This window comes from Nocardia sp. NPDC004860, assembly GCF_040609015.1.
GTDB lineage: Bacteria > Actinomycetota > Actinomycetes > Mycobacteriales > Mycobacteriaceae > Nocardia.
This window is the reverse complement of the sequence record NZ_JBEXJI010000041.1, coordinates 53006-76189: the sequence shown is the minus strand read 5'-3', so window position 1 is coordinate 76189 and position 23184 is coordinate 53006. Positions and strand designations below refer to the sequence as shown.

General features: G+C 64.1%; 19 protein-coding genes. 5 read left to right on the top strand and 14 right to left on the bottom strand.

What is annotated here, in order from left to right; all coding sequences use genetic code 11:
* Positions 1-58: 58 nt before the first annotated feature.
* The gene (locus tag ABZV44_RS41970) at positions 59-1144 is read right to left on the bottom strand and encodes a VOC family protein (protein ID WP_354849766.1); all 1086 of its coding nucleotides are present in this window, start codon (positions 1142-1144) and stop codon (positions 59-61) included.
* 497 nt (positions 1145-1641) lie between these two features.
* Here ABZV44_RS41970 and ABZV44_RS41965 point away from each other — a divergent pair, with 497 nt between their 5' ends.
* The 3 genes from ABZV44_RS41965 to ABZV44_RS41955 all read left to right on the top strand — a co-directional run bounded on the left by ABZV44_RS41965 (position 1642) and on the right by ABZV44_RS41955 (position 5255).
* Positions 1642-2520 (top strand): acetaldehyde dehydrogenase (acetylating), encoded by an 879-nt coding sequence (locus ABZV44_RS41965; RefSeq protein WP_354849763.1) that lies wholly within the window; start codon positions 1642-1644, stop codon positions 2518-2520.
* Positions 2517-3548, top strand: a complete 1032-nt coding sequence (dmpG, locus tag ABZV44_RS41960) for a 4-hydroxy-2-oxovalerate aldolase (protein ID WP_354849761.1) — start codon at positions 2517-2519, stop codon at positions 3546-3548. Before ABZV44_RS41965 ends, dmpG begins: the two co-directional genes overlap by 4 nt.
* Positions 3549-3785: 237 nt before the next feature.
* Entirely contained in the window at positions 3786-5255 is a 1470-nt protein-coding gene (locus tag ABZV44_RS41955; protein ID WP_354849758.1) for an aldehyde dehydrogenase, read from the top strand.
* Positions 5256-5648: 393 nt separating this feature from the next.
* Here the strand turns inward: ABZV44_RS41955 and ABZV44_RS41950 are convergent, their stop codons facing one another.
* From ABZV44_RS41950 to ABZV44_RS41910, 9 genes are all read right to left on the bottom strand, one after another.
* Positions 5649-6059 (bottom strand): SCP2 sterol-binding domain-containing protein, encoded by a 411-nt coding sequence (locus ABZV44_RS41950; protein WP_354849755.1) that lies wholly within the window; start codon positions 6057-6059, stop codon positions 5649-5651.
* Between the two features lie 58 nt (positions 6060-6117).
* Positions 6118-6318 (bottom strand): ferredoxin, encoded by a 201-nt coding sequence (locus ABZV44_RS41945; RefSeq protein WP_354849753.1) that lies wholly within the window; start codon positions 6316-6318, stop codon positions 6118-6120.
* A gap of 97 nt (positions 6319-6415) precedes the next feature.
* Positions 6416-7447 (bottom strand): porin PorA family protein, encoded by a 1032-nt coding sequence (locus ABZV44_RS41940; RefSeq protein ID WP_354849750.1) that lies wholly within the window; start codon positions 7445-7447, stop codon positions 6416-6418.
* A gap of 554 nt (positions 7448-8001) precedes the next feature.
* On the bottom strand, positions 8002-8847 hold the full coding sequence (gene fdhD, locus ABZV44_RS41935; protein WP_354849747.1) for a formate dehydrogenase accessory sulfurtransferase FdhD: 846 nt from the start codon (positions 8845-8847) through the stop codon (positions 8002-8004).
* A gap of 169 nt (positions 8848-9016) precedes the next feature.
* Complete coding sequence (locus tag ABZV44_RS41930; protein ID WP_354849744.1) at positions 9017-9298, bottom strand: hypothetical protein; 282 nt, start codon at positions 9296-9298, stop codon at positions 9017-9019.
* Between the two features lie 268 nt (positions 9299-9566).
* Positions 9567-10702, bottom strand: a protein-coding gene (locus ABZV44_RS41925) for an IS3 family transposase (protein ID WP_354849741.1) whose coding sequence is annotated in 2 segments (ribosomal slippage) — positions 9567-10438 and positions 10438-10702 — 1137 coding nt in all. Because the reading frame shifts where the segments join, the coding sequence is not laid out codon by codon here.
* A gap of 352 nt (positions 10703-11054) precedes the next feature.
* On the bottom strand, positions 11055-11441 hold the full coding sequence (locus ABZV44_RS41920) for a roadblock/LC7 domain-containing protein (protein WP_354849738.1): 387 nt from the start codon (positions 11439-11441) through the stop codon (positions 11055-11057).
* A complete protein-coding gene (locus tag ABZV44_RS41915) occupies positions 11441-13606 on the bottom strand; it encodes an ATP-binding protein (RefSeq protein WP_354849735.1) in 2166 nt (721 codons plus the stop codon). Before ABZV44_RS41915 ends, ABZV44_RS41920 begins: the two co-directional genes overlap by 1 nt.
* A 737-nt stretch (positions 13607-14343) precedes the next feature.
* Positions 14344-16647 carry an FdhF/YdeP family oxidoreductase gene (locus tag ABZV44_RS41910; RefSeq protein ID WP_354849733.1) on the bottom strand — a complete coding sequence of 768 codons (2304 nt, stop codon included), beginning with the start codon at positions 16645-16647 and terminating at the stop codon, positions 14344-14346.
* Between the two features lie 335 nt (positions 16648-16982).
* On the opposite strand from ABZV44_RS41910, the gene ABZV44_RS41905 reads away from it, so the two are divergent.
* A complete protein-coding gene (locus ABZV44_RS41905) occupies positions 16983-17234 on the top strand; it encodes a helix-turn-helix transcriptional regulator (protein ID WP_354849730.1) in 252 nt (83 codons plus the stop codon).
* A gap of 26 nt (positions 17235-17260) precedes the next feature.
* Here ABZV44_RS41905 and ABZV44_RS41900 read toward each other — a convergent pair whose 3' ends face one another.
* From ABZV44_RS41900 to ABZV44_RS41885, 4 genes are all read right to left on the bottom strand, one after another.
* Positions 17261-17677, bottom strand: a complete 417-nt coding sequence (locus ABZV44_RS41900) for a hypothetical protein (protein ID WP_354849727.1) — start codon at positions 17675-17677, stop codon at positions 17261-17263.
* Entirely contained in the window at positions 17674-17952 is a 279-nt protein-coding gene (locus ABZV44_RS41895) for a hypothetical protein (protein ID WP_354849724.1), read from the bottom strand. The genes ABZV44_RS41900 and ABZV44_RS41895 overlap by 4 nt, the downstream gene beginning before the upstream one ends.
* Before the next feature lie 293 nt (positions 17953-18245).
* Complete coding sequence (locus ABZV44_RS41890) at positions 18246-18581, bottom strand: hypothetical protein (RefSeq protein ID WP_354849721.1); 336 nt, start codon at positions 18579-18581, stop codon at positions 18246-18248.
* Entirely contained in the window at positions 18574-18876 is a 303-nt protein-coding gene (locus ABZV44_RS41885) for a hypothetical protein (protein WP_354849718.1), read from the bottom strand. The genes ABZV44_RS41890 and ABZV44_RS41885 overlap by 8 nt, the downstream gene beginning before the upstream one ends.
* An 818-nt stretch (positions 18877-19694) precedes the next feature.
* Between ABZV44_RS41885 and ABZV44_RS41880 the strand changes: the two genes are divergently transcribed.
* Positions 19695-23021, top strand: coding sequence for a protein kinase (locus ABZV44_RS41880; RefSeq protein WP_354849715.1), 3327 nt, complete (start codon positions 19695-19697; stop codon positions 23019-23021).
* Positions 23022-23184 lie beyond the last annotated feature (163 nt).

Below are 23184 nucleotides of genomic sequence, written 5' to 3'. Positions count from 1 at the left end.
CGACGGACCACGTGGTCCGTCGCGTTTTCTGTGGGATGGCGCGGCGCCGTCAGTCTTTCTACGCCGAGGGCGCGCCGACGACGGCCCGGGAGTGGTCGATCTCGTCCGGGACCGCCTGCTCGGCTGTTGCGGCGTCGGGGCCGGGGCCGTCGGGACCGAAGTGCGCGTACTTTTCGATGTGCTGATCGAGTGAGAGCGGACTCGGTGTGCCGTAGGTGAAGTAGGTTTCCCACGGCAGCTTCGCGCCGCCGATCGCCAGCCCGGTGTCGATGTCGGACATCTGCCAGGTCTTGGTCTCGCCGTCGGGATCGAGGTGCAGATAGCCGACCTCGCCGAACAGCTCGATGCGGTTGCCGCCGGGTTCGAAGACGTAGAGGAACTGCGCCTGGGTGATGCCGTGCTTGTCGGGACCCGCTTCGATGCGAATGTCGTAGTCGCGGAACATCTCCACCGCGTCGATGTTGTGTTGGCCGGTGCCGTAGTAGAACGCGAGGTGGTGCAACTTGCCGCGTTCGCCCTGTGCATCGCGCAAGCAGGCGATCTCGTGGCCGAGGAGGTTCGAACTCATCCACGCACCGATCTCGGTGTTGCCGTCGACGACGCGTTCGGTGGTGCGGAATCCGAGGTGGCGTTCGAACGAGTTCTTCACCGCGGTCACGTCGCTGGCGAGGATGTTGAGGTGGTCGATGCGCTTGACCGGGATGCCCTGCAGCGGCTTCTTCGATGGGCGGGTGAGGATCTTGGACTGCAGCTCCGGCGGGGCCTGGTACTTCTCGACCTCCCACAGCAGTTCCAGGTTGTGCCCGTCGGGGGACTGGTAGGTGAACGCCTTGCCGTACCCGAAGTCACTCTCGCGCCAGGAGCCCTCGACATTGGCGTCCGCGAGTGAGGCTGCCCGACGTTCGAGCGCCTCTGGGGAGCTGGTGCGAAGCGCCGCGTGGCCCAGGCCGGCCTGGGCGGATTCGGTGACTTTCAGGCTCCACTGGTACGGGTCCTCGTAGGCGCGCAGGTAGACCGACTGCCCCTCGGTGTGGGTGATGTACATGCCGAGGAACTTCGTGAAGAACTCCACCGTTTCCTGCGGCTTCGGGCTCAGCAGTTCGGCACGGGCCAGATGGGCAATCTCGAACCGAGAGTCACTCATACTACTTCTCCTTTGTTGCGCCACCTTCGACCGCAGGCGGCCGTGTCCGCAGGCAACGATTGGTGATGGATACGGGATCCGGACGGGATACGCCCGGGCCCTTGGAACCGGCGGTGACCGCTGTCGCGGTGTGAACTGCCTGTGGCCTACGACACTACGAGTCGGGGTGCCGGGCGACCATGGCTCCAGGCGCACATCGTTTTGCCTCCAGGCGCACCGGATGTGGGCACGTCAATTTCCGTCTCCGAGACTCCCCGACGGCCGTGAGCAGTGTTTCTCGGCGATTTCTCCGAGTAATCGGGATCCAGGCGATCCCACTGTGGGGTGATGTTCGGCTATTCCGGCCACCGAACCTCCCCGCAGCGCATCAGTGGTTTTCTCGTACAGGACTTCGGTGGGGTGCGAGCGCGATTCGGCGCAGACCGCACGCGGGTGCTCCACCACTTTGGACACACCAGGTTCTGCCGATACCGGCAGCTATGAGTGAGAGGCACACTATGAGTCGCAAGAGCGCCGCGATTATCGGCTCCGGCAATATCGGGACGGACCTGATGTACAAGCTGCTGCGGTCCGAGCACGTCGAACCCCGCTTCATGGTGGGCATCGACCCCGACAGCGAAGGGCTGGCCCGAGCCCGTCAGCAAGGCCTCGAGGCCTCCGCCGGAGGGCTCGACTGGCTCCTTGCCCAGCCCGAATTGCCCGACATCGTGTTCGAGGCCACCTCCGCGAAGATCCACGCAGCCGCCGCGCCGCGCTACGCCGAGGCGGGCATCACCGCCATCGACCTCACCCCCGCCTCGGTCGGCCCGTACGTCGTCCCCGCCGTCAACCTCGACGCCCACCTGAGCGCCCCCAACGTGAACATGGTCAGCTGCGCCGGCCAGGCCACCATCCCCATCCTCTACGCCATCAACGAGGTCGCCGACGCCTCTTACGGCGAGATCGTCGCCGCCATCGCCTCCCACAGCGCCGGCCCTGGCACCCGGCAGAACCTCAGCGAGTTCAGCGAGAAGACCGGTAAGGCCCTCGCCCAGGTCGCCGGCGCCGACCGCGCCAAGGCCATCTCCGTGATCAACCCGGCCGAACCGCCGATGAACATGCGCGACACCGTCTACGCCAAGGTCCGCAACCCCGACGCAGACGCCATCGAGCGCGCCGTGGTCGACATGGTCGCCAAGGTCCAGCAGTACGTCCCCGGCTACTCGCTGCGTTTGGTCGACGTCGACGGCGACCTGGTCACCGTGATGCTCGAGGTCGTCGGCGCCGGCGATTTCCTGCCCACCTATGCCGGCAACCTCGACATCATCACCGCCGCCGCCGTCCAGGTCGCCGACGTCATGGCCCAGCAGAACCTCGTCCAGGGAGCAGCACAATGAGTAAAAAGATCACGATCGTCGACACCACTCTGCGCGACGGCATGTCGTCGGTGTCGCACCAATTCACTCCGCGGAACGTCGCCGACATCGCTCGCGGTCTGGACCAGGCCGGCGTTCCGACCATCGAGGTCGCGCACGGTATCGGCCTCGGCGCCTCCTCGATCCAGTACGGGTTCGCCGCCGCCACCGACCCCGACTACGTGCGCGCCGCAGTCGACGCGGTCGAAAACGCCGACATCGCAGCCCTTTACGTACCCGGCATCGCAACACTCGCCGAACTGCAGAAGGCAATCGACGCCGGCATCAAGACCGTGCGCGTCGCCGTGCACTGCACCGAGGCCGACTGCGGCCAGCAGCCCGTCGAATGGGCCAAGGAGCAGGGCCTGACGGTGATGACGTTTTTGATGATGAGCCACAAGTTGGAGGCCGAACCCCTCGCCGAGCAGGCCGCCAAACTCGACTCTTATGGCGCTGACGTCGTCTACGTCGTCGACTCCGCCGGCGCCATGGTCCCCCAGCACGCCGGCGACCGCGTCGCCGCGCTGCGTCAGGCGATCACCGCCGATATCGGGTTCCACGCCCACAACAACCTCGGCGTCGGGATCGCCAACGCGCTCACCGCCGCCGAGAACGGGGCAACCTTCATCGACGGCTCTCTGCGCGGGCTCGGCGCCAGCGCAGGAAACGCCCAGACCGAGGTGCTCGCCGCCGCATTCGAACGCGCCGGCTGGGATACCGGCGTCGACTTGTTCCCTCTGATCGACACCGCCGAACACGTTGTCGCCCCGCTGATGAAGGAACCGCAGATCGTCGACGAGACCGCGCTCGTGCTCGGCTACGCCGGCGTCTACTCCACGTTCTTCCACCCCACCAAGCGGGCAGCCAAGAAATTCGGTGTTCCGGCGCGCGACATTCTCCTCGAACTCGGCCGCCGCGGCGTCATCGGTGGCCAGGAGGACATGATCATCGACGTCGCCTCCGAACTCGCCGGCCGCACCTACGAGACTCCGGCGCTGGCGGCACGCTGATCGAACGACGCGGGGCGACGGCCACTGGGCCGCAGCCCCGCGTCGTTCGATTTCTTCCGTGCTGTTGCTGTGCGCGTGGAGACCACGCGATGTGCGTGTGAGGCCATGGTCTGCACGAAAAACAGCTCGTAGTGTCGTGAGTCACAGATACCACATGTATGACATGCCGCGCATTGCCGCGTTCACATCAGGACCCGCGGGCCGATCGGCCTCCGTCCTGGTTCAACAGGAGAGCCCATGACAGCAGTACCGGAAATTTCCGACGTCAGACACCTCATCGGTGGCGACTGGCGTCCCGCATCGGACGGCGCCACGTTCGAGACCCGTGACCCACACGACGGTTCCCTGCTCGCGACGGTCGCCCGTGGAACCGCGGAAGACGGGGCCGCTGCGATCACCGCGGCCCGGCAGGCATTCGACAACGGGCCCTGGCCGAAGATGTCGCCGAAGGAGCGAGCGAAGACCCTGCACGCGGTCGCCGACAAGGTCGACGAGCACCGCCAGGAACTCGCGCTGATCGAGACCTGCGACGGCGGCAAGAGCATCAACCAGTCTCTGCACGCAGAAATCCCCCGGGTCGCGCACAATCTTCGATTCTTCGCCGACTACGTGTCGATGGCCGCCAACGAGGCCTACCCGGATGGGGACCTGCTCTCCTATGTCCTGTACCCACCGGCCGGGGTGGTGTCCGCGATCAGCCCCTGGAACGCGCCGCTGATGCTCGCGACGTGGAAGATCGCTCCCGCCTTGGCCTTCGGTAACACCACGGTCCTGAAGCCCGCCCCGCAGACGCCGCTGACCGCCCACCGGTTCGCCGAGCTCGCTCTCGAGGCCGGCCTGCCCGAGGGCGTTCTCAATGTCGTCCACGGTTTCGGCGGCGAGGCCGTCGCCGGCCCGCTCACCGCGGACCCGCGGGTCGACCGGATCACGTTCACCGGTTCCAGCGCCACCGGTGTGAAGATCCTCCAGGCCGCCGCGGCGAACCACACTCCGGTCTCGGCGGAGATGGGCGGCAAGTCCGCGAACATCGTCTTCGCCGACGCCGACCTCGACGTTGCCGTGCCAATGTCCTTGCGGGCCATCTTCGGCGGCAACGGACAGGTCTGCCTGTCCGGGTCGCGTCTGCTGGTGCAGAACTCGATCATGGACGAGTTCCTCGAACGGTTCGCCGAAGCGGCCCGCGCCCTCACCGTCGGTGACCCGAAGGACCCCGCCAACTTCGTCGGCCCGCTCATCGAGGAGAAACACCTCGAGAAGGTGCACAGCTACGTCGAACTCGCGCAGGCGGAAGGCGGCAAGATCGTCACCGGCGGGTCCCGGCTCACCGACGACGCCCGAGCGAAAGGGTTCTACTACCCGCCGACCGTGATCACAGGGCTCACCAACAACTCGCGTACCGCGCGCGAGGAGATCTTCGGGCCCGTCGAGACCGTCCTCGGATTCGACACCGAGGACGAGGCGCTGCGCATCGCCAACGACTCCCCGTACGGCCTTGCCGGCATGCTGTTCACCGACAACCTCAACCGCGCCCACCGCATGGCCGCTCGCTGGAAGGCCGGCACGGTGTGGATCAACACCTTCTTCGAACGTGACCTCCGTCTGCCGTTCGGCGGTGAAGGCAGCAGCGGCCTGGGCCGCGAGGGCGGCCAGTACTCCCGCGAGTTCTTCACCGAACCGCGGGCAGTCACCATCCGTTTGCGCAGCTAGCCTGCATCCATACGCAAATCGTCCGGTGCGGCTGTAGCTGCACCGGACGATTTGTTTCTGCGCGTCCCCGCGACCCTACCGGGATGTGTCGAATCCGATGTGATGTCCCGATGCAGCCAGGCACGGGGCCCGAAGAAGGACGATTCGCTGGCGGTTCGTCGCCGGAGCCATCCGGGGTCGACGAGCCCAGCCAGCACAGGGTCGTAGTTGGTGGCGACCTCAACTGCTTGGTCGAGCCGGGGTGTGGCGGTCAAGTCCCGACGCCAGCAGTTCTTGAACAACATATCGTCACGTGACGCTTGACGAGGCATGTACGGGCATGAGAATGGGGCCGGTGCTCATACCGGCCCCATCATTGATCAGGTGTCGTTTGGTTGGCTCCGCTGCCCGCGTTTAGGCGATGAGGTCCTCGCGTCCGGCATCCTTGAGGTCCTGGATGTAGATCGGGAACAGGAATTTGGTGCTCGGGACCAGCTTGAGCACCTTCATGATTTGTCCCTCGGCCTTGACGGTGCCCTTCGTCAGAGCCATCGTCATGTTGAGCTTCCCCTGCCAGAACTTGTTCGCGTTCTCCGAACTCATCCTCAGCGTGGCGTTCGGGGTGACACCGCCCTCCTCGACACTGGAGTAGACCTTGTTGTTGGGCATGTCGAGCACGACCTCACAAGCGGGATCGTGGCACGAGACGAGCAGAACGGCACCGGTGGCGGTGAGCTTGGGGCCAAGCTTTTCGTCCAGGTAGGCCTTTTCGAAGATGCCTCCGACGAATTTGCGCAGGTCGGTGGGATCGGTAAATGCGGGCATTGTTCTCTGCTTTCTCTCTGATTGGTGTTACTTGCCAGGTCGGTTCTGCTGGAGCAGATCACGACGTCAGATAGGAAATGATCGGGCTCAGTCGGCGATTCGCAGGGCCGCGACCGGGCACAACTTTTAAGGCCTCTGCGGGCGAGTCGTCGAGGATGATCACCGCGTCGCCGTCGTCGTTGAGGTCGAAAACTTCGGGCGCGGCGATGACGCACTCGCCGTGCCCTTCGCACCGGTCATAGTCGGCGATGATGACCATCCCCGGTTCCCTTCGATTGCACAGGTGGCTCAGGGGGACACCGAGCAACCGTCGTGTGCGGAAGGTGTACACGGGTGCCTATCCCCGCGCGGTCCGGCTAGCGGACCGACGGGTTCTCTCGCTGTGCTGGAGGCCGGGTGATTGCGCGCGGGTGCCTCCGGAAAATGGCCATGAGCAGTGCCAGCACGCCGAGGACCAGCACGACCGGTGCGACCACGCTGATCAGGTTCAACTGCATTGTCTGGGACTTAGCCGAGGCTACTGCATCGCTGATCGACTGTTTGTTGAGAGAGGTGTCGATGGACAGGACAGGCATGACGGGAACCAACTGGCCGCCGACGTTCACGTTCGCGATGATTTGCTGATTCAGTTTCGCGTCGATCGACGATCCCAAGGTCCGGTCGGCGGCAAGGTTGATGTGGGTGTCCGCCGTGTAGGTGAAGGGCACAGGATCCGGGAGCTGCCCGAGGGCGCCGCCGAGACTGTGCTGCACAGCCGCCGGAAGCAGGGGCGCGAGCGATCCGACGAGCGACTTGGGCAGTGCCGGCGGCAACGCCCCCGCGATTGCGGGATCGCGCAGGATGCCCTTCGCTTCCACGGAATAGTTGAGGATGTCACGTCCGGAGACAGCGCCCGAGTTGAGGTAGGTCATCGGGACCGTCGTTCCGGTCGCGGAGTCGTAGTAGTGGTAGCTCGCCGACGGGTTCGGGAGCAGCGGAAGAGCGATGGTCATTCCGCTGTGGGGTTCGATCCCCTTCCCTGTGTCGCCGTTCGCCGCATCGATGGTCTTGCGGTCGATGGCGTAAGTGTGGTTCGACGGTACAGAGAGCCCGGCCGCTTCGAGGACGATGTCGTCATGAGCGATGGCGGTATCACCGTCGGTGCTCGACACGTAGATGTGCCGATCGATTCTCACGGGAGCGTTGGAAACGATCACATTGGCGATGTCGCCGGCCTGCAGGGCTTTAGCGTTGAGCAGAGTTCCAGTCCCCTCGTACACAGGATTCACATCGAGGTCGCCAGGTAGTTTCGACAGCGTAGGCACCAGCACGAACCGCACGAGGGCGGCAAGAGCGATGAACAACACGCCGACGGCCAGCAAAATTTTCGAAGAGCGTCTGACGAGCATCGACCGGTCCTCCATGTGTATCTGATCGGTGGTTGAGTACGCGCCCCGCTGCCTTCGGAATGCACCGTCTGCTCGGCTGCCTCGATTCGTTCAATCGCGGCGGGGAAAGGCAGTCCGTCGTTTCGGCTGGGTGATCCTCAACCGTGGTCACTCGGAACACTGCCGAGAAACCACCACCGCGGTCCAGGGCTGTTCGCCTATGCCGGTAAATCGCCGGGAAGCCGAGCGAGTATGCCGTGATGCCGGACACAGTGCCCCTCCCTTTGTGGCTGACCACACACCGCGACGTAGTCGGCGCACGTTGTCTGAACCGCCGTCGGAGTCGAGAAGCACGCGCCGGCCCCGGTCGGAAAAAGCGACAGTGATTCACGATGGTCCCGCTACGCTGGTGCTGGCCGCAAAGTCGGCCGCCCAGGAGAAAAAGCCTGACCGATCCGGTCACGCCCGCGGCGAGCGATCCAGGTCTGATAGGCGGTTTTCCGTCTTGGCGTTCCCATCATGAGCCTGCGGGTGGCGGAGCATCTCGTCCGCCGCTGCCCCGTCGCCGGAGCCGGTCAGGACGGCGCCACCGCCGATATCCCGGTGACACGGTTGGGGTGGGTGTACAGGTTCATCGTGGTGCCGCGCAGGAACCCGATGAGAGTGAGCCCTGTTTCGCGGGCGAGGTCGATCGCCAACGACGACGGCGCGGAGACCGCGCCGAGGATGGGAACACCGGCCATGACCGCCTTCTGCGCGAGTTCGAACGACGCCCGGCCACTGACGAGGAGGACGGTATCGCGTAGGGGCATGCGATCCCGCTCGATGGCCCAGCCGATGAGTTTGTCGACGGCGTTGTGTCGGCCGACGTCCTCCCGCACCGCCAGCAACTGACCCTCGGCAGTGAACAGTCCGGCCGCGTGCAGCCCGCCGGTGGTATCGAAGACCTTCTGCGCCGCGCGCAGGGCGTGCGGCAGTCCCGCGATCGTCGCAGAATCAACCTGGACCGGGTCGGTGGCGGGTGAGTACCGGGTGCGCTGCCGGATCGCGTCGAGGGACGCCTTCCCGCACACCCCGCACGACGAGGTGGTGTAGAAGTTGCGTTCGATACCGGTGTCGGGCAGGGCCACACCCGGCGCGAGGTCGACGTCGAGGACGTTGTAGGTGTTGCGCCCATCCTCACCGACACTGTGGCAATACCGGATCGACGCGACATCCGCCCGGCCGGTGACGATGCCCTCGGTGAGCAGAAATCCCTGCGCCAACTCCATATCCGATCCAGGGGTGCGCATCGTCACCGCCAACGGCACCGAGTTCACCCGGATCTCGAGAGGTTCTTCGACGACTACCGTGTCGACACGAGTATGCCGCTGTCCACCGTTGACACGGCTGATCGGTCGTCGCGTCGTTACCCGGCCCATTTCGAATGCCTCACCGATACGGGTCCACGACGGACTATGTCTGTCATAACGTCATCTGTGCTGGACCGTGCTGCGGTGCACGGAGGTGGCCCGTGTCCGAGGTCGCGGTCGCGGTCGCGGTCGAAAACCGTAAACATGCGCTGTAGTAGAGATGGCACCGTTTCCCCCTTCACCCCGCGGTACCGGTCGTCCGATCGAGGGACAGACTGCTAAAACGGGCGGGAATGCTCGGACGTCTTCGTTCATCCCGGTTCTGGAGCTGGTTGAACAGTGTGGCCCGGTCTCCAGGCGCGAGATGACTCGCGGAATCGCTGTGGAGAATTCGGGCAACATGCTGATCGAACCGGAGTTCCGTCATACCGAAATCGACAAGGATTTCCTCGGTCGGCGGCCCACCATACGGCAACCAACGAAGCGCGGTCTCGAGGATCCTCGAATCGAGGCTGTCCACGCCCTCTCCCCTCTGAAGTCATGTGCGAACGTACGTCGGAACCGGCGTTCGAAACGCCGATGTTGCCGGACGGCGTGATTGTCCTGGCATCGTTACCGGAATTGTCGGACACGTAGCGGTGGGACACTACGACGAAGTCGGTTTGTCGGGACGGAACGCGAGACCGCCTTCCGCCTCGTCTGGAAGCTCTCGACACGGTTACAGCGGCACCAGCCGCTCAAGGTGGCGACTATTTGAGCTGACTGGGCCCCGGTTGCGGGTCCACCGGTTATGCGAGTTGGATTTGTTGCTCGAACTCGGTCGGTGACCATTGCTGACGGAATGCGTTGGGGCTGAGGAAACCCAGCGATCCGTGTGGCCGGTAATCGTTGTACTCGATGCGCCAGTCCTCGGCAAGGACCTGCACCTCGGTCAGGGAATGAAACACCTCGCAGGACAGGAATTCGTCGCGGAAACGGCCGTTGAACGACTCGCAGACCCCGTTCTGCCAGGGCGATCCCGGGTCGATGAACGAGGCATCGACACCGGTGAACCGGCACCAGTCGGCCATCGCATGCGCGGTCATCTCGGTACCGTTGTCCATGCGGATATGCCTGGGTCTTCGACCGGTAGCCTCGATGATCTCGTCGAGGACACCGACGAGCCGGTCGGCGGTGCACGATCGGAATGCCCTGGTGGCCAGCGCCTCTCGCGTGAACTCGTCGATGATGTTGAGGAACCGCACCTGGCGGCCGTCGACGGTGACATCGACCTGGAAGTCCAACGCCCACATCTGATCCGGGAAAGACGCCTTCAAGCGTTGATTCCGGCCCGGCCCGACGCGGCGTTTCTTCCGCGCCCGGCTGGGTCTTTTCAATCCCTCCTCCCGCCAGAGTCGTTGCGTCCGTTTATGGTTGGTCACCAGTCCTTCACCGCGACACAGCGCATGGGCCTTGCGCCAACCCCACCGCGGATGCTTGCGCGAGATCGCGCGCAGTCGCGCCCGCAGTGCCTGTTCGATCTCGGTGACCGCCGGCGGTCGCCGTTGCACCGACCGTGACTGCCCGGCCACCGCGCAGGCACGCCGTTGTGATACCCGGAATCGTTGCTGCAGAACCACAACGGCTCTGCGGCGCCGGTCCGGGTTCAGTAGTTTCCCCGGTTCAGTTCCTTGAGCATGTCGATGTCGAGGGCCTGCTCGGCGACCATCTTCTTCAACCGCGCGTTCTCGCGTTCGAGCTCTTTGAGCCGTTTGGCGTCGTCGGATTTCATGCCGCCGTACTGGGACTGCCAGCGATGCCAGGAGGCCTCGGAAATCTCGAGGTGTTTGCACACCTCCTCGATCGAGAATTTCTCACCGAGCAGCTTCTCGCCCTCGCGGAACTTGCGGATGATCTGCTCGGGAGTGTGTCGTCGTCGCGCCATGTCGTGATCTCGTCCTCCTGCACCCATTCTGGTGCATCAGAACTCCCACAACCGCTGGACCTGCTCAGCGGCCTCCAGTCAGAGCTTCTCGGCGACTCGAAGCGCTCACCGCCGGGGGCAGGGTTACGTCCAGCGATGCCATGCCCTGGCGAGCGGTCGCGTGCTGAACCATTCGGCAAGCAATGCAGCCGACACTCGGCGAATGGCCCAGCAGCGGCATATCGAGCGGCAGTTCGAGTGGTTGATATTCCAACCAGCATTGCGGTGCCCACCACGTCACGTGAGTAGCACGCGTTGCAAATCGTTGTGCGGGCCCACGCTGCTTGCGCGACGCCGAGAAATGCGAGGGGTGCTAACGTCGTGACAACGCCTGGACCTCGGATCCCACGCGTTCGACAAGTAGCATCATCTCGTACACCACCTGCCCGATGTCGCAGTCATCGGAGGCCAGTGCCAAGAGCTGAGAGCCGTTACCGACACCCATGAGGAGAAAGTAGCTGCCCCTCATCTCGACCGTCGACCGCAGCACACGACCCCCGTCGAACAATCCTGACGCTCCCGCCGCGAGAGCGGCCATTGCCGCGGCCGCAGCCGAGAGTTGCGCAAGCCGTTCGGGCGGCATCGGCCTGCTGACGGCCATCGGAAGCCCGTCCGTCGAGATGAGCGCCGCGTAATCCACATGGGGAATCTCACGGGTGAAGTTCGAGACCAACCAGTCCAGTGTGCCACCTGCAGTCATCAGTGCTCCTTCGTCTGATCGCCGTAGGCCCCGGCGGCCGGTTGTACGTGCGACAGCGCCGCCGCGACGGCACGCTGCTGGCGCATGAGACGTTCGCGTATCTCCTCCGGCGAGCGACGGATCGGACCCTGGCCACCCCCGCTACCGATATCGTGGACAATCGCGCCGCGCCCGGTCGGGCGCCGCGGAAGTTCGTGGTGCTCCGGATTCCGAATCGACACGCGAGTGGACGGATGGGGTTCTTCCCACTTCGACGGGGCGGGGTGGTGGGCTTCGGTAGCGGTCAGCGCATGACCGGGTATCGATACCGTTGCGGTAATCCCCGCGTTTCGCGAAGTATCCAGGGTGGAGCGGAGATTCACCGTCATACCGTGCCGGTGAGCAAGTTTGCCCACGACGAAGAGGCCCATCCTGCGTGCCGTGTCGGCATCCGCCCGAGGCGTATGTGCAAGCCGTGAATTCGTCTCACGGAGATCTTCGGCTCCGATGCCGATGCCCTGATCGACTATGTCGATGGTCGCACCGCCGTCGAAGGTACGGCCGAAATCCAACCCGACGTTGGTGTCGGGCGATGAGAACCGCAAGGCGTTGTCGAGCAGTTCGACGAGGATGTGCACCAGGTCGGCCGCCGCCGTACCGTTCAGTGCGATCGGCAACGGTCCGACCATCCGGACTCGCGGATACTCCTCTACTTGTGAAATCGCCGCCTGGACCGCGTCCTCCAAACGCATCGGCGGCGTGTGGCGTACACGCCGTACCTTGTCGTCGGCGAGAATCAGCAGGTTCTCTCCATATCTCCGCATCCGGGTCGCCACATGGTCCAGCCGGAACAGGTTCTCCAGACGTTTGGGATCGCGCTCTTCGAATTCGAGCTCCTCGATCATCTGCACCTGAAGATCGAGCAGTGATCTGCTGCGGCGGGCCAGTGATTCGAAAATGTCGTTCATCTGCCGGCGTAGCTGCGCCTGTTCACCCGCGAGTAGCACGGCTTGACTGTGGATATCGTCCACGGCGCGGGCCAGCTGTCCGATCTCCTCGCGGGTGCCGGCGTCGAGCGGACGGATGATCACGTCTGTGACGGCCGTACCGCTCTTGATCCGCTCGACCGCCTCGGGCAGGTCCTGGTGAGCGACGCGCACAGCCTCGTTCCGGAGACGGCGCAGCGACGCGAGCACCGACTGGGCTACCGCAGCCGCGAGTGCGACTGCCGTCAGCAGCATTCCACTGACTACGCTGCCCTCTCGCCACGCGGTCGCACGCAGAGCGCCGGCTTGTGTCCCGATTGCGTCTTCCAGCCCTGCCGAGGCCGCCGCAACGGCTTGTCCATAGTCGCGGATGCTGGCGAACAGCGAGTATTTGAGGTCGTCGAGAGCACGGGCCGTGGTGTCCGGCTGCGTGATCCCTTGTTGCATCACGGTCCGATCGTTCACCCCTTTGCGCAATGTATCCACGGTCGGATCATCCGGTGGGTACCGAGCGAAAACCTGATCCAGCATTGCTGATTCGGTGTGCAGATGCGCGAGCAACTCGGCGGCCTCGGCCGCGAGCGAACCGGATGACCTCCCTGCGAGCACATCCGATGCACCGACGACCACCAACCCCTCGGCGGAGATGATCTTCTGCGCTGACCAGAGTGCCTCGAGTCGTCCGGTCTCTCCGGCCAGGGCCGGATCAGCCGATGAATCGGCAATGGCGGTAACCACTGTCGACAGCGACGTCCGGATATGCGCGAGCTGGGTGGTGAGTTCCGCTGTGGTGGCGGTGGGACCGAATCTGGCCCTGGCACTCAGTCCGCTGGCTTCGGCGAGCGCGCGCGCCAGGTTGGTCGCCGCGTCCGAGTCGAGTGCTGCCGTAGATTTCGTTTGCTCCAGTGCCGCGATCGAGGAATCCAGCCGACCGAGAAACTCCGGGGTAAGGGTGCGCTGTGCGAGTGTTCCCATAACGATTGCGGCGTCCCCATCGAGCGCCACCAGCATCGGCAACAGTCGTATCCGTTCCGATGTTACGGCGAATTCCGAAGCGGCATCGAGCCTTTCCTGCATTCGTAGCCCACCGAGGCTGATCGCCACGGCGATCGGAACCACAAGAACGACACCGATCTTCCAACGCAATGGCCATTGCCCGACGGCCCAGCGTCCACCCCGGCAACGATTTTCAGCACGCATAGCAGCCGGGTTCGCAGCCGATCACGGGATCGCAGTGGACGTTCCTACGTCCACAATCCGAGCGGCGACGATGTCCGGGAGGGTTACCGCCAGGTGGACAGCTACCAAACCCAGCGTCGATTTCACTCCGATGTGACATGACAACCTGTTGCTTCTTTCATGACGGCCTCGCCGTTCTGGTTGCGTTCGAAAGTAACCCCCGCCACACAACCTGGCAGCCGCCGCCGGAATACCCGGATTCCGACCCTGAATCCGAGGATCCCATCCGATAAGCCGGGACACCTACCACCTCACCGAAGCCGGCTTCCAGAAAGCACACGACCAGGCCTGCGAAGTCCGCCGAACGCACAGTTTCCGACCAGGCCGATTACGACTCGGTGACTCAGCTCTCTAGTTCCGCGATCCCGAACAGTGTGGCGAAGCAGCGTCGACTTCGATCATCCTCGTGACATCGGAGCACGGGGCTCGGGCCGCCGGCGTGAGCGGCACCAAACGGACCGTCGGCGGATGCCCATGGCCACCACGAATTCGGGCCGTATGCCCGTTCTGTTCCTCTCGCACGGTGCTGGGGGTTCTTCGACGACTACCGTGTCGACACGAGTATGCCGCTGTCCATCGTTGACGCGGCTGATCGGTCGTCGCGTCGTTACCCGGCCCATTGTGAATGCCTCACCGATACGGGTCCACGAGCGGTAGCGATGGCACCGTTTCCACTTTCTCAAGAACCCCGGTGGAGTTCAGGCCCGTTTCTCGAGGCGAATGGTGACCGCCTTCGATACCGGGGTGTTCGACTTCGCCGCCACGTGGTCCAGTGGGATCAACGGGTTCGTCTCCGGGTAGTACGCGGCCACGTTCCCCTGCGGGGTCGGATACGGCACCAACCCGAAATCGTCGGCCCGCCGCTCCTGTAAGCACCCGTCCGGCAGGATCCATTCGGAGATCAGATCCACCCGGTCGCCCTCAGCGAATCCCAGTGCGGCGATGTCGAGTTCGTTGACGAACAGCACCCGCCGCCCACCCTTCACCCCGCGGTACCGGTCGTCGAGACCATAGATGGTGGTGTTGTACTGGTCATGGGACCGCATGGTCTGCAAAATCAGCCTCCCTTCCGGGACGGGCACCCAGGACAACGGATTGACGACGAAATTCGCCTTCCCGGTGGGTGTAACGAACCGGCGTTCGTCGCGTGGCGGATGCGGCAGTACGAACCCGTCAGGCTGCCGGACCTTGATGTTGAAGTCCTCGAACCCCGAGATCACCCTGGCAATGGAGTCGCGGATCCGGTCGTAGTCTGTCGAGAACTCCTGCCAAGGGACGGGGTGGTCGGCCCCGAACAGCTCATCGGCAAGCCCACACACGATGGCGACCTCACTGCGCAGCTGCGTACTGGCCGGCGGAAGACTGCCGCGCGAAAGATGCACCACGGACATCGAATCCTCAACCGACACTTGCTGCTTGCGGCCGTTCTGCACGTCCTTGTCTGTCCTGCCGAGCGAAGGCAGGATCAGCGCGGTGCTCCCGGTCACCAGATGGGACCGGTTCAGTTTCGTCGACACCTGCACCGTCAGCGCACAGTTGCGCAGCGCCGCCTCGGTGACCTCGGTGTCGGGGGTGGCAGCCACAAAGTTGCCGCCCATCGCCATGAACACCGACGCCGCGCCATCGCGCATCGCCCGGATTGAGTCGACCGCATCGAGGCCGTGCTTGCGGGGCGAGGTGATCGAGAATTCGGTGTCGAGGGCATCGAGGAAATCGTCGGGCATCTTCTCCCAGATGCCCATCGTCCGGTCCCCCTGGACATTGGAGTGCCCACGCACCGGGCACACCCCCGCTCCCGGTTTGCCGATCATTCCGCGCATCAGCAGCAATGCGACCGCGTCCTGAATCGTCGCGACCCCGTGGGTCTGTTGCGTCAATCCCATCGCCCAGCAGATGATCGTGCGCTTCGACTCGATCAACGCCGCTGCCGTCTGCTCGATCTGGACCAGGGTGAGCCCGGTGGCCGCCACAATGGTGTCCAGATCCACGCTCCGGCGGATGTGGTCGGCCCACTGCGCGAAGCCCGCGCAATGCTCATTCAGGAACTCGTGGTCGAGGACCGTGCCCGGGGCGGCATCTTCGGCGTCGAGGACCAGTTTCGCCAACCCCTGGAACAGTGCCTGATCGCCGCCGATCCGGATCTGAAGGAACTCGTCGGCGATCTGCACGCCGTCACCGACAATGCCATGCACCTTCTGCGGGTCCTTGAACCGCAGCAGACCGGCCTCCGGCAGCGGGTTGATCGCAATCACCTTCGCTCCGTTGGCCTTCGACTTCTCCAGGGTCGACAGCATCCGGGGGTGGTTGGTGCCGGGGTTCTGGCCGGCGATCAGGATCAGGTCGGCGTTCTCGATATCGGGGACCGACACCGATCCCTTGCCGATTCCGATCGTCTCGACGAGGGCGCTGCCCGAGGATTCGTGGCACATGTTCGAGCAGTCCGGCATGTTGTTGGTTCCGAAGGCCCTGATCATCAGCTGGTACACGAACGCCGCCTCGTTCGAGGTGCGCCCGGAGGTGTAGAACACCGCTTCGTCCGGCGAAGCCAACGCCCGCAACTCACCCGCGATCAGCCCGAACGCCGCGTCCCAGCTGATCGGTTCATAATGCGTCGCCCCCGGCAGCCGCACCATCGGATGCGTCAGCCGACCCTGCTGCCCCAACCAGTAGTCGGTCCTGCCCAGCAGCTCCGATACCGGATGCTCGGCGAAGAACTCCGGGCCGACGGTGCGAGTGGTCGCCTCTTCCGCGACCGCCTTCGCCCCGTTCTCACAGAACTCCGCGTGTTTGCGGTGGCCGGGGGTTTCCGGCCACGCGCAACCCGGGCAGTCGAAACCCTTGCGCTGGTTCAGCTTCCACAACGTCCGGGCAGTGCGCACCGGTCCCATCTGCTCGATCCCCCGGCGCAACGACACCAACACCGCCGGAACACCTGCCGCATAGGACTTCTCGTGCGTGACGACGACATCAGTCTCGTCGATGTCGGGCAGATCGTGGGTCATACCAGTACTTTCTTGGACGGTAACCAATGTGATGAAGAGCCGGGACCGTCTCCTAGCAGCAGGGACTGTTCGAACCTCTTCTGCGTTCTCGCCGCTCCAGCAGCCGATCGTGGAGTGTGTTCCGCTTTTCGGGTGCCAGGTGACGTGGGGACACGCTGCCGAGAATTCTGACAAGATGCTGATCGAATGGAAGTTCCGTCATCCAGACTGTTCGCACCTCTCCCGTCTACAGTCGTCCACGAGCGTCTTTGGCGTTCGATCAGCCAATGCTGCCTGGCGGCACCACTGACTTTGCACCGTTGCCCGAACTGTCGAACACAGGACATTGAGGGATCATGCGAAATCGGCTAAGCGGGACAGAACGCGATTCCGCTCGACTGAAGTCGGCACGGAGGTGGACCTGGCTGGGGTGGAGTCAAGAGACCGCGGCACACGCCTGCGGCAGCTACTGGATATATCTCGGTCAGATAGAACGAGGGCGACGGAGTCCTCGGTTGGGGAACATCCTCAGGTTCGCACACGGGCTTCAGACAACGCCGGGCATGCTTCTGGATGGATTGCCGGGACCGTTTCCGGTCAATGAGTAATAGCCGCGGCTCCCGCTCCATCTCGATCAGTCGTCGCGGAGCTCCACCAGTTCCAGGCTCCACGGCAGGGCGTTCTCGACATCTTCCCACCGAGCGCGGTCGAGAGTGACGATCTCCAGACCCAGGTGATTGGCGACGGCGATCGTGTGAGCGGCGGGATAGTCGATGCTGCCAGTGGCCGCGAGGATGTCGGCGAGTTCATTGCTGTCGGTGAGATAGGACAGTGGCGACACCTCGACCATGTCAACGTTGGTGATGACGCTGTCCAGTTCGTCTCGTTGCTGCTCATTGAGTTGAGCGGCCGACGCCGAATGCGCGAGCATCGGCACAGCGATACGCACTGATCGCTCATCCAAATGCACGATGAGGCTGGCGATGCTGAGCGATCCCTGCGCGTACCCGGTCAGGACCGTCTGATCGAAGACGTACCCGAGAGCGGTCACGCGCGGCCACCCTGCCGCGCCTGCGCGCGAGCTGCGGCGCGGTCGGCGAGACTATCAGCGTTGGCAGCACCTTGCTGCCAGGCGCGAGAGTCGCCTTGGGCGGCGGCCTTGCGCCGCAAGAACAGGGTGCGCTGTCGCGCCACCAGCGACTCGTGTTCGTCGATCAGTCGATTGATCGTGGTGTCTGCTGTCTCTCCGCTCGCGGCGACGGCGGTGAGTCGGGCGCTCGTGGCTCGGAAAGCTGCGATCGAAGTCTTCTCATCCCTTGCTGACATATGCACAGCATATGTGGTATACGCAGGATATGTGAGCTGGCCACTGCCGGGCCGACGGCACCTTGTTTACGGGTATTGACCTCCCCCGTCGCAGCCGAGGCATGTTAGCAACCCACGTATCTCAGCGATTCAGGGTTTAGCCGAGAGCGGTCGCGACCTCGCGTGCACCCACCGTTCCCCACGACGGCGTCCGGATCACGCACGTAGGACACCCCGCCGCCCATCGACCACCGGCCCCGCGCAGCAGGCTCGGCGAGATCCGAGAGCCAGGGACCGTTGGTGGCGGTCAAGGGTCACGATGCCTTGGGGTACTCGTCGTTCTCGTGCTGCGCGATGACGGCGAGGAGTTCGCAGACCCACGCCGGGCGCTGCTCGCCGGTCCCGGCTGTGGCGATGTCGCGTTCGATCAGCGACCGGATGTAGGCCGACTGCGACAGACCGAGATTCTCGGCGCGGCGCTTGCACGCTTTGTCGAGGTCGCGGCTCAGCTTCACCGACCGGGGGATCAGGACCGGCTCGGTGCCGGGGCCGGTCTCCACCGGAGGCTCGACCGGTTCATCGGTGTAGACCAGGCGCTGCGTCATCGCCGCCACCTCGTCGGGGCTCATGGTGTCGAACGGATCAGTCATTGCGGGTCGCCTCCCACTTCTCGAAGTCCGCGGTCTGATCGAGATCCAGATACTCAGCGCTGTACACCTCGATGTCGCGATCGACGCGCCTGGCGAAGACCGCCAACGGTGTTCCGTCGTCGGTGCGCCCCCAGACGACCACGGACTTCAGCCCGGTCACCGGGTCTGTCGCCGTCCGGAGCCAAACGCGCCGATCTCCCTTCATCCACGCGTCCACCAGGTCGAACACGTCGTCCGGATCAACTCCGGAGCGCGCCAGCATCTGCGCGAGCGCCCAATACCACTCGATCGCCACATCTCCAGACTACCTCAGAGACTACCGACCTCGGTTGGTTGTGAACGCGGTGGTAGCGGCAGATATCCTCGCTCGGCGCACCACTCGGTGAATCACCGCCGACGCCGACGGTCAGGCCGTGCGATCGAGTTCGGCAGCGGTGTGGTCGAGTTCGGCGGCTGTAGGCTGCCCGTTCCGACTGCATTTTCCGACGCCTAGACCGGGGTTTCTCGATTGGTAAGGCGTATTTGGTGTGGTCAGATTCTCACTCAGCACTGCATTTCCTACGATCCGGTTCCCACCTCGGCTCCTTCAACGCCATCAGACCAACGCTGACAGTGATCGGCGGTGGGCGTGCGCCGACTGGGTCGGCTGCCGCGGACCCGCATTGCTAGGGCACCGTCGGGCGCTGATACGAGGTCGCATCAGCAGAGCAACCTTCGAGGCCTCAGCAAATTATCCGTTCGCTGGTTCCACTGTTCGGCTCCGGCGCCGGGCTGCAGATCACGAACAAGTTGATATCCACGACTCCAGTCCGGGCCCGCCCGCAGCAGCCATCGGAGCCCGTACCGAGTGCGAAGCCAGAAGATCCGGCCGCGCCGGCCAATCCAGAATCGGCACCGGATCCTGCAGCTGCCTCTGACTCGGCGCCTACCTCCGCACCCGCGCCAATGATCGAGATACCAGGCTTTCCCTCGATTCCCTGCGGCATTTTCTGCCCGCCTGCGTCCTGAGCAAACTCGATAATCCGTACGCCCTCGATCACCCGTACGCCGCCGATTGCGCAGTGCCCGTCGTATGCTGGACCCACCAACGGCGCACTCGTCAAGGGCGATGGCATGAACGATGCGACTCAGCGCCACCAGATCCTCGGTATCGAGGCGGAGTTGGCGGCCGAGGGGTTCGAGAGTGCGGAACTGATCGGTCGGGGTGGTTTCGGCGCGGTATACCGCTGCCATGAACGCGCCCTCGATCGCGACGTGGTGGTCAAGATCGTGGACACTCAGACGAGCGATGCCGATCTCCAGCGGTTCCTGCGTGAGCAACGTGCGTTGGGGCGATTGTCAGGGCATCCGAATATCGTGACGGTCCTGCACGTCGATGTGACTGCGACCGGACGCCCCTACCTCGTTATGCCCTATCACCTCGCTGGTTCTCTGCACGACCGCATCAGCCGCGCCGGCCCGCTCGAGTACCCCGACGTCCTTCGGCTGGGGGTCAAACTTGCCGCAGCGCTGGAGACCGCACATCGCAACGGCATCCTCCATCGGGACGTCAAACCGGCGAACGTACTGATCACCGACTACGGCGAACCTCAGTTGTGCGATTTCGGCATCGCGCACGGGATCGACGGATTCCGTACGGGCACCGGCGAGATCACCGGATCGCCCGCGTTCACCGCACCCGAAGTGCTCGCAGGTCGGCCATCGAGCGTGCAGTCCGACATCTACGGTCTCGGCGCGACACTGTTCAGCGCGCTGACCGGCCACGCCGCTTTCGAGCGCAAGGATGGCGAAGACCTCGTCGCACAGTTCATTCGGATCAGTCAGCAATCTGTCATGTTGCCGCTCGACCTACCCGACGGCATCGCGGGCCTTGTCGAGACAGCGATGGCGAGAAACCCTGGCGACCGGCCCCGGTCGGCATACGAGTTCGGTACTGCCATCCGCGATCTCCAACAACGGCTGGGCCTGCCGCAGGACGATTTGAGTGTCGCGGGTGCTCTTCATCCTGTGTCATCGGCCCCTGATAGCCGCGGGCAGGCGGTGCCGGCCAGTACCCCTCCTCCGACACCCAACACACGCTTCCGCCCACCCCACTCCACCCGAGCACTGGTGACCCGGGCGAGAATCATGACACCGTTGAAGCAGCAGGGACGCAAGCGGCTGGTTGTGATTCACGCGCCGGCGGGATTCGGCAAGAGCAGTCTCGCGGCACAGTGGGCCGAATACATCAGCGGCACAGGGGTTCTCGTGGTCTGGCTCACTCTCGACGCCGAGGACAACAACGCGATCACCTTCTGTACGCATCTGGTCGAAGCAGTGCATCGCGTGGAGCCTGCGCTCGCCCGTGACCTGCGCAGCGCTCTGGAAGAGGCCGGTAGCCAGGCAGAGAGATTCGTTCTGACCACTCTGATCAACACGATCCATGACCTGGATCGTCGGGTCGCCATCGTCATCGACGACTGGCAACAGATAACCAGCGAGTCGACCCGCAACGCTCTCAGGTTTCTGGTCGACAAGGGCTGCCACCATCTGCAGTTGATCGTCACGACCCGAACGAGATCGGGTCTGCCGCTCGCCGGCATGCGAGTCCGCGACGAACTGGTCGAAATAGACGCGACTGCATTGCGTTTCACCGACGACGAGACAGCCCTGCTCTTGTCCGGATACGACGGGCTGCGGGTAACCCCGACACAGGTGGCCGAGCTGACCCACTCGACCGAAGGCTGGGTGGCTGCATTGCAGCTGGCCTCGCTGTCCCTGCAGAACAGGACGGACTCGACGAGCCTGCTCACCAACATCTCCGGTCGCCACCAGGCCATCGGAGACTTCCTCGCCGAGAACGTCTTGGATTCGCTGGATCCGGCATTGGTCGAATTCATGATGGCGACGTCGCTCACGCGTCGGATATGCGGTGGCCTCGCGAACTCGCTGACCCAGGACACCGCTGGGCAGGCGCGGCTCGAAGAGGTCGAGGAACGAAATCTGTTCCTGCAGCGGCTCGATGACAACGGCGAGTGGTTCCGCTACCACCACCTGTTCGCCGAGTACCTGCAACGACGTCTCGAACGAGATCAACCGGATCGATTGCCGGAGCTACACAGGGGTGCTGCGGAATGGTTCATCGAACATGGCCATGTCACCGACGCGGTACGGCACACTCTCGCGACAGGCGACCAACTGCGAGCTGCCCGCCTGGTCGAACAAGCCGGATTCACACTGCTCGAGGATGGGCAACCCGCGAGATTGCTCGGGCTGGTCGAGGAGCTGCCGGACGACGTGGCGGAAACACTCCCACACCTGCAGACAGCCGTAGCGCTCGCCAACATCGCGCTCCGGCACGACCTCGAAGCGAAAGAGGCGCTGAATCGCGTATACGTCATCCTCGATCGGTCGCACGCCGACGGCGATACCGAGCACCTCCGCAACCAATGCAGGGTCATCGAAGCCGTAACTGCGATGCTCTCGGATCACACCGGCGGTCTCGAGGAACTGATAGCGGCACCGCTGGCCGAGCCCGAGTCGTTCGAACCCTGGTTCGTATCCACCGCTGGCGTGGTCTCCGCTTACCTCGCGCTCATGCGTTTCGATTTCGAGGCTGCAAAGCAATGGCGCGATCGGATCTCCAGCCTGTCCGACACCACCAGTGGCCAGCTCACTCGAACCTATCTCTACTGCTTCAGCGGCATTGCCGCGCACGAGCAACTAGATATTCCGGCCGCCGAGTACTACTTCCGGAAGGCCCAGCGCGTGGCGCAGGTCGCCCGCGGTAGTTCCGGCATCGCCGCCCGGTTGGCCGGGGCTCTGCTCGGCGCACTACTTTACGAGCGGAACAAATTGGACGAGGCCGAAAGCTTGCTCGATGCCAGCTTCGAGCTCGGAGCCACCGCTGGCACAGTCGATTTCATGATCGCCAGCTACGCGACCGGGGCACGTGTGAAGGCCGTCCGGGGTAACCGCGGCGAAGCTCTCCACCGCCTGGACGAAGGGGCGCGCACCGCCAAAGAGCTGTCGCTACCGCGGCTCACCGCAGCGGTCGAGTGCGAGAGAATTCGGCTCGGTCTCACGACCGATCCCGAATCACGCACCGCCCCTCCTGACTTCACGCGCGGATGGACGGTCAGCACAGACACCGACGAGCAGACCCGCGACATGATCCTGTCCAACCGCATTCGCGCAAGCTTGACTTCCGGGTCCTCCGAACGCGTCGCCACCATAGTCGGAGATGCTGCGGCATTGGTCGCCAAGCTGGCGAAACAGCAGCGACAACGCGCCCGTTTGAACGCCGAAATTCTTCTGGCACAGTGCCTGTCAATCGTCGGGGAGCACGATCAGGCACTTCGCCTGGCCACCGGAATCGAAAAGCAATGTCGCGAACTCGGCCTCACCCGCCTCCTTCTCGACGAGGGCCCCGTGTTTCGCAACCTGATCGAACCTCTGTGATCAGTCCGACCGCTTGCCGGGTAGGCATACCTGGAGTGGCCTGCATCTGCGGAATGATCCTGACCTGACCTCATGATTTCGGTCCTGGACCGAATCACGGGGTCCCATCACGGCACGAGTCTGTGAGCAGGAAGGCCGAGGTAGAACCTATACAGGACGGGGC

Bases quoted from the DNA above. Each gene is read 5' to 3' on its own strand.
- ABZV44_RS41970 (WP_354849766.1), bottom strand. From the start codon at position 1,144: ATGAGTGACTCTCGGTTCGAGATTGCCCATCTGGCCCGTGCCGAACTG.
- ABZV44_RS41965 (WP_354849763.1), top strand. From the start codon at position 1,642: ATGAGTCGCAAGAGCGCCGCGATTATCGGCTCCGGCAATATCGGGACG.
- dmpG (WP_354849761.1), top strand. From the start codon at position 2,517: ATGAGTAAAAAGATCACGATCGTCGACACCACTCTGCGCGACGGCATG.
- ABZV44_RS41955 (WP_354849758.1), top strand. From the start codon at position 3,786: ATGACAGCAGTACCGGAAATTTCCGACGTCAGACACCTCATCGGTGGC.
- ABZV44_RS41950 (WP_354849755.1), bottom strand. From the start codon at position 6,059: ATGCCCGCATTTACCGATCCCACCGACCTGCGCAAATTCGTCGGAGGC.
- ABZV44_RS41945 (WP_354849753.1), bottom strand. From the start codon at position 6,318: ATGGTCATCATCGCCGACTATGACCGGTGCGAAGGGCACGGCGAGTGC.
- ABZV44_RS41940 (WP_354849750.1), bottom strand. From the start codon at position 7,447: ATGCTCGTCAGACGCTCTTCGAAAATTTTGCTGGCCGTCGGCGTGTTG.
- fdhD (WP_354849747.1), bottom strand. From the start codon at position 8,847: ATGGGCCGGGTAACGACGCGACGACCGATCAGCCGTGTCAACGGTGGA.
- ABZV44_RS41920 (WP_354849738.1), bottom strand. From the start codon at position 11,441: ATGACTGCAGGTGGCACACTGGACTGGTTGGTCTCGAACTTCACCCGT.
- ABZV44_RS41915 (WP_354849735.1), bottom strand. From the start codon at position 13,606: ATGCGTGCTGAAAATCGTTGCCGGGGTGGACGCTGGGCCGTCGGGCAA.
- ABZV44_RS41910 (WP_354849733.1), bottom strand. From the start codon at position 16,647: ATGACCCACGATCTGCCCGACATCGACGAGACTGATGTCGTCGTCACG.
- ABZV44_RS41905 (WP_354849730.1), top strand. From the start codon at position 16,983: ATGCGAAATCGGCTAAGCGGGACAGAACGCGATTCCGCTCGACTGAAG.
- ABZV44_RS41895 (WP_354849724.1), bottom strand. From the start codon at position 17,952: ATGTCAGCAAGGGATGAGAAGACTTCGATCGCAGCTTTCCGAGCCACG.
- ABZV44_RS41890 (WP_354849721.1), bottom strand. From the start codon at position 18,581: ATGACTGATCCGTTCGACACCATGAGCCCCGACGAGGTGGCGGCGATG.
- ABZV44_RS41880 (WP_354849715.1), top strand. From the start codon at position 19,695: ATGAACGATGCGACTCAGCGCCACCAGATCCTCGGTATCGAGGCGGAG.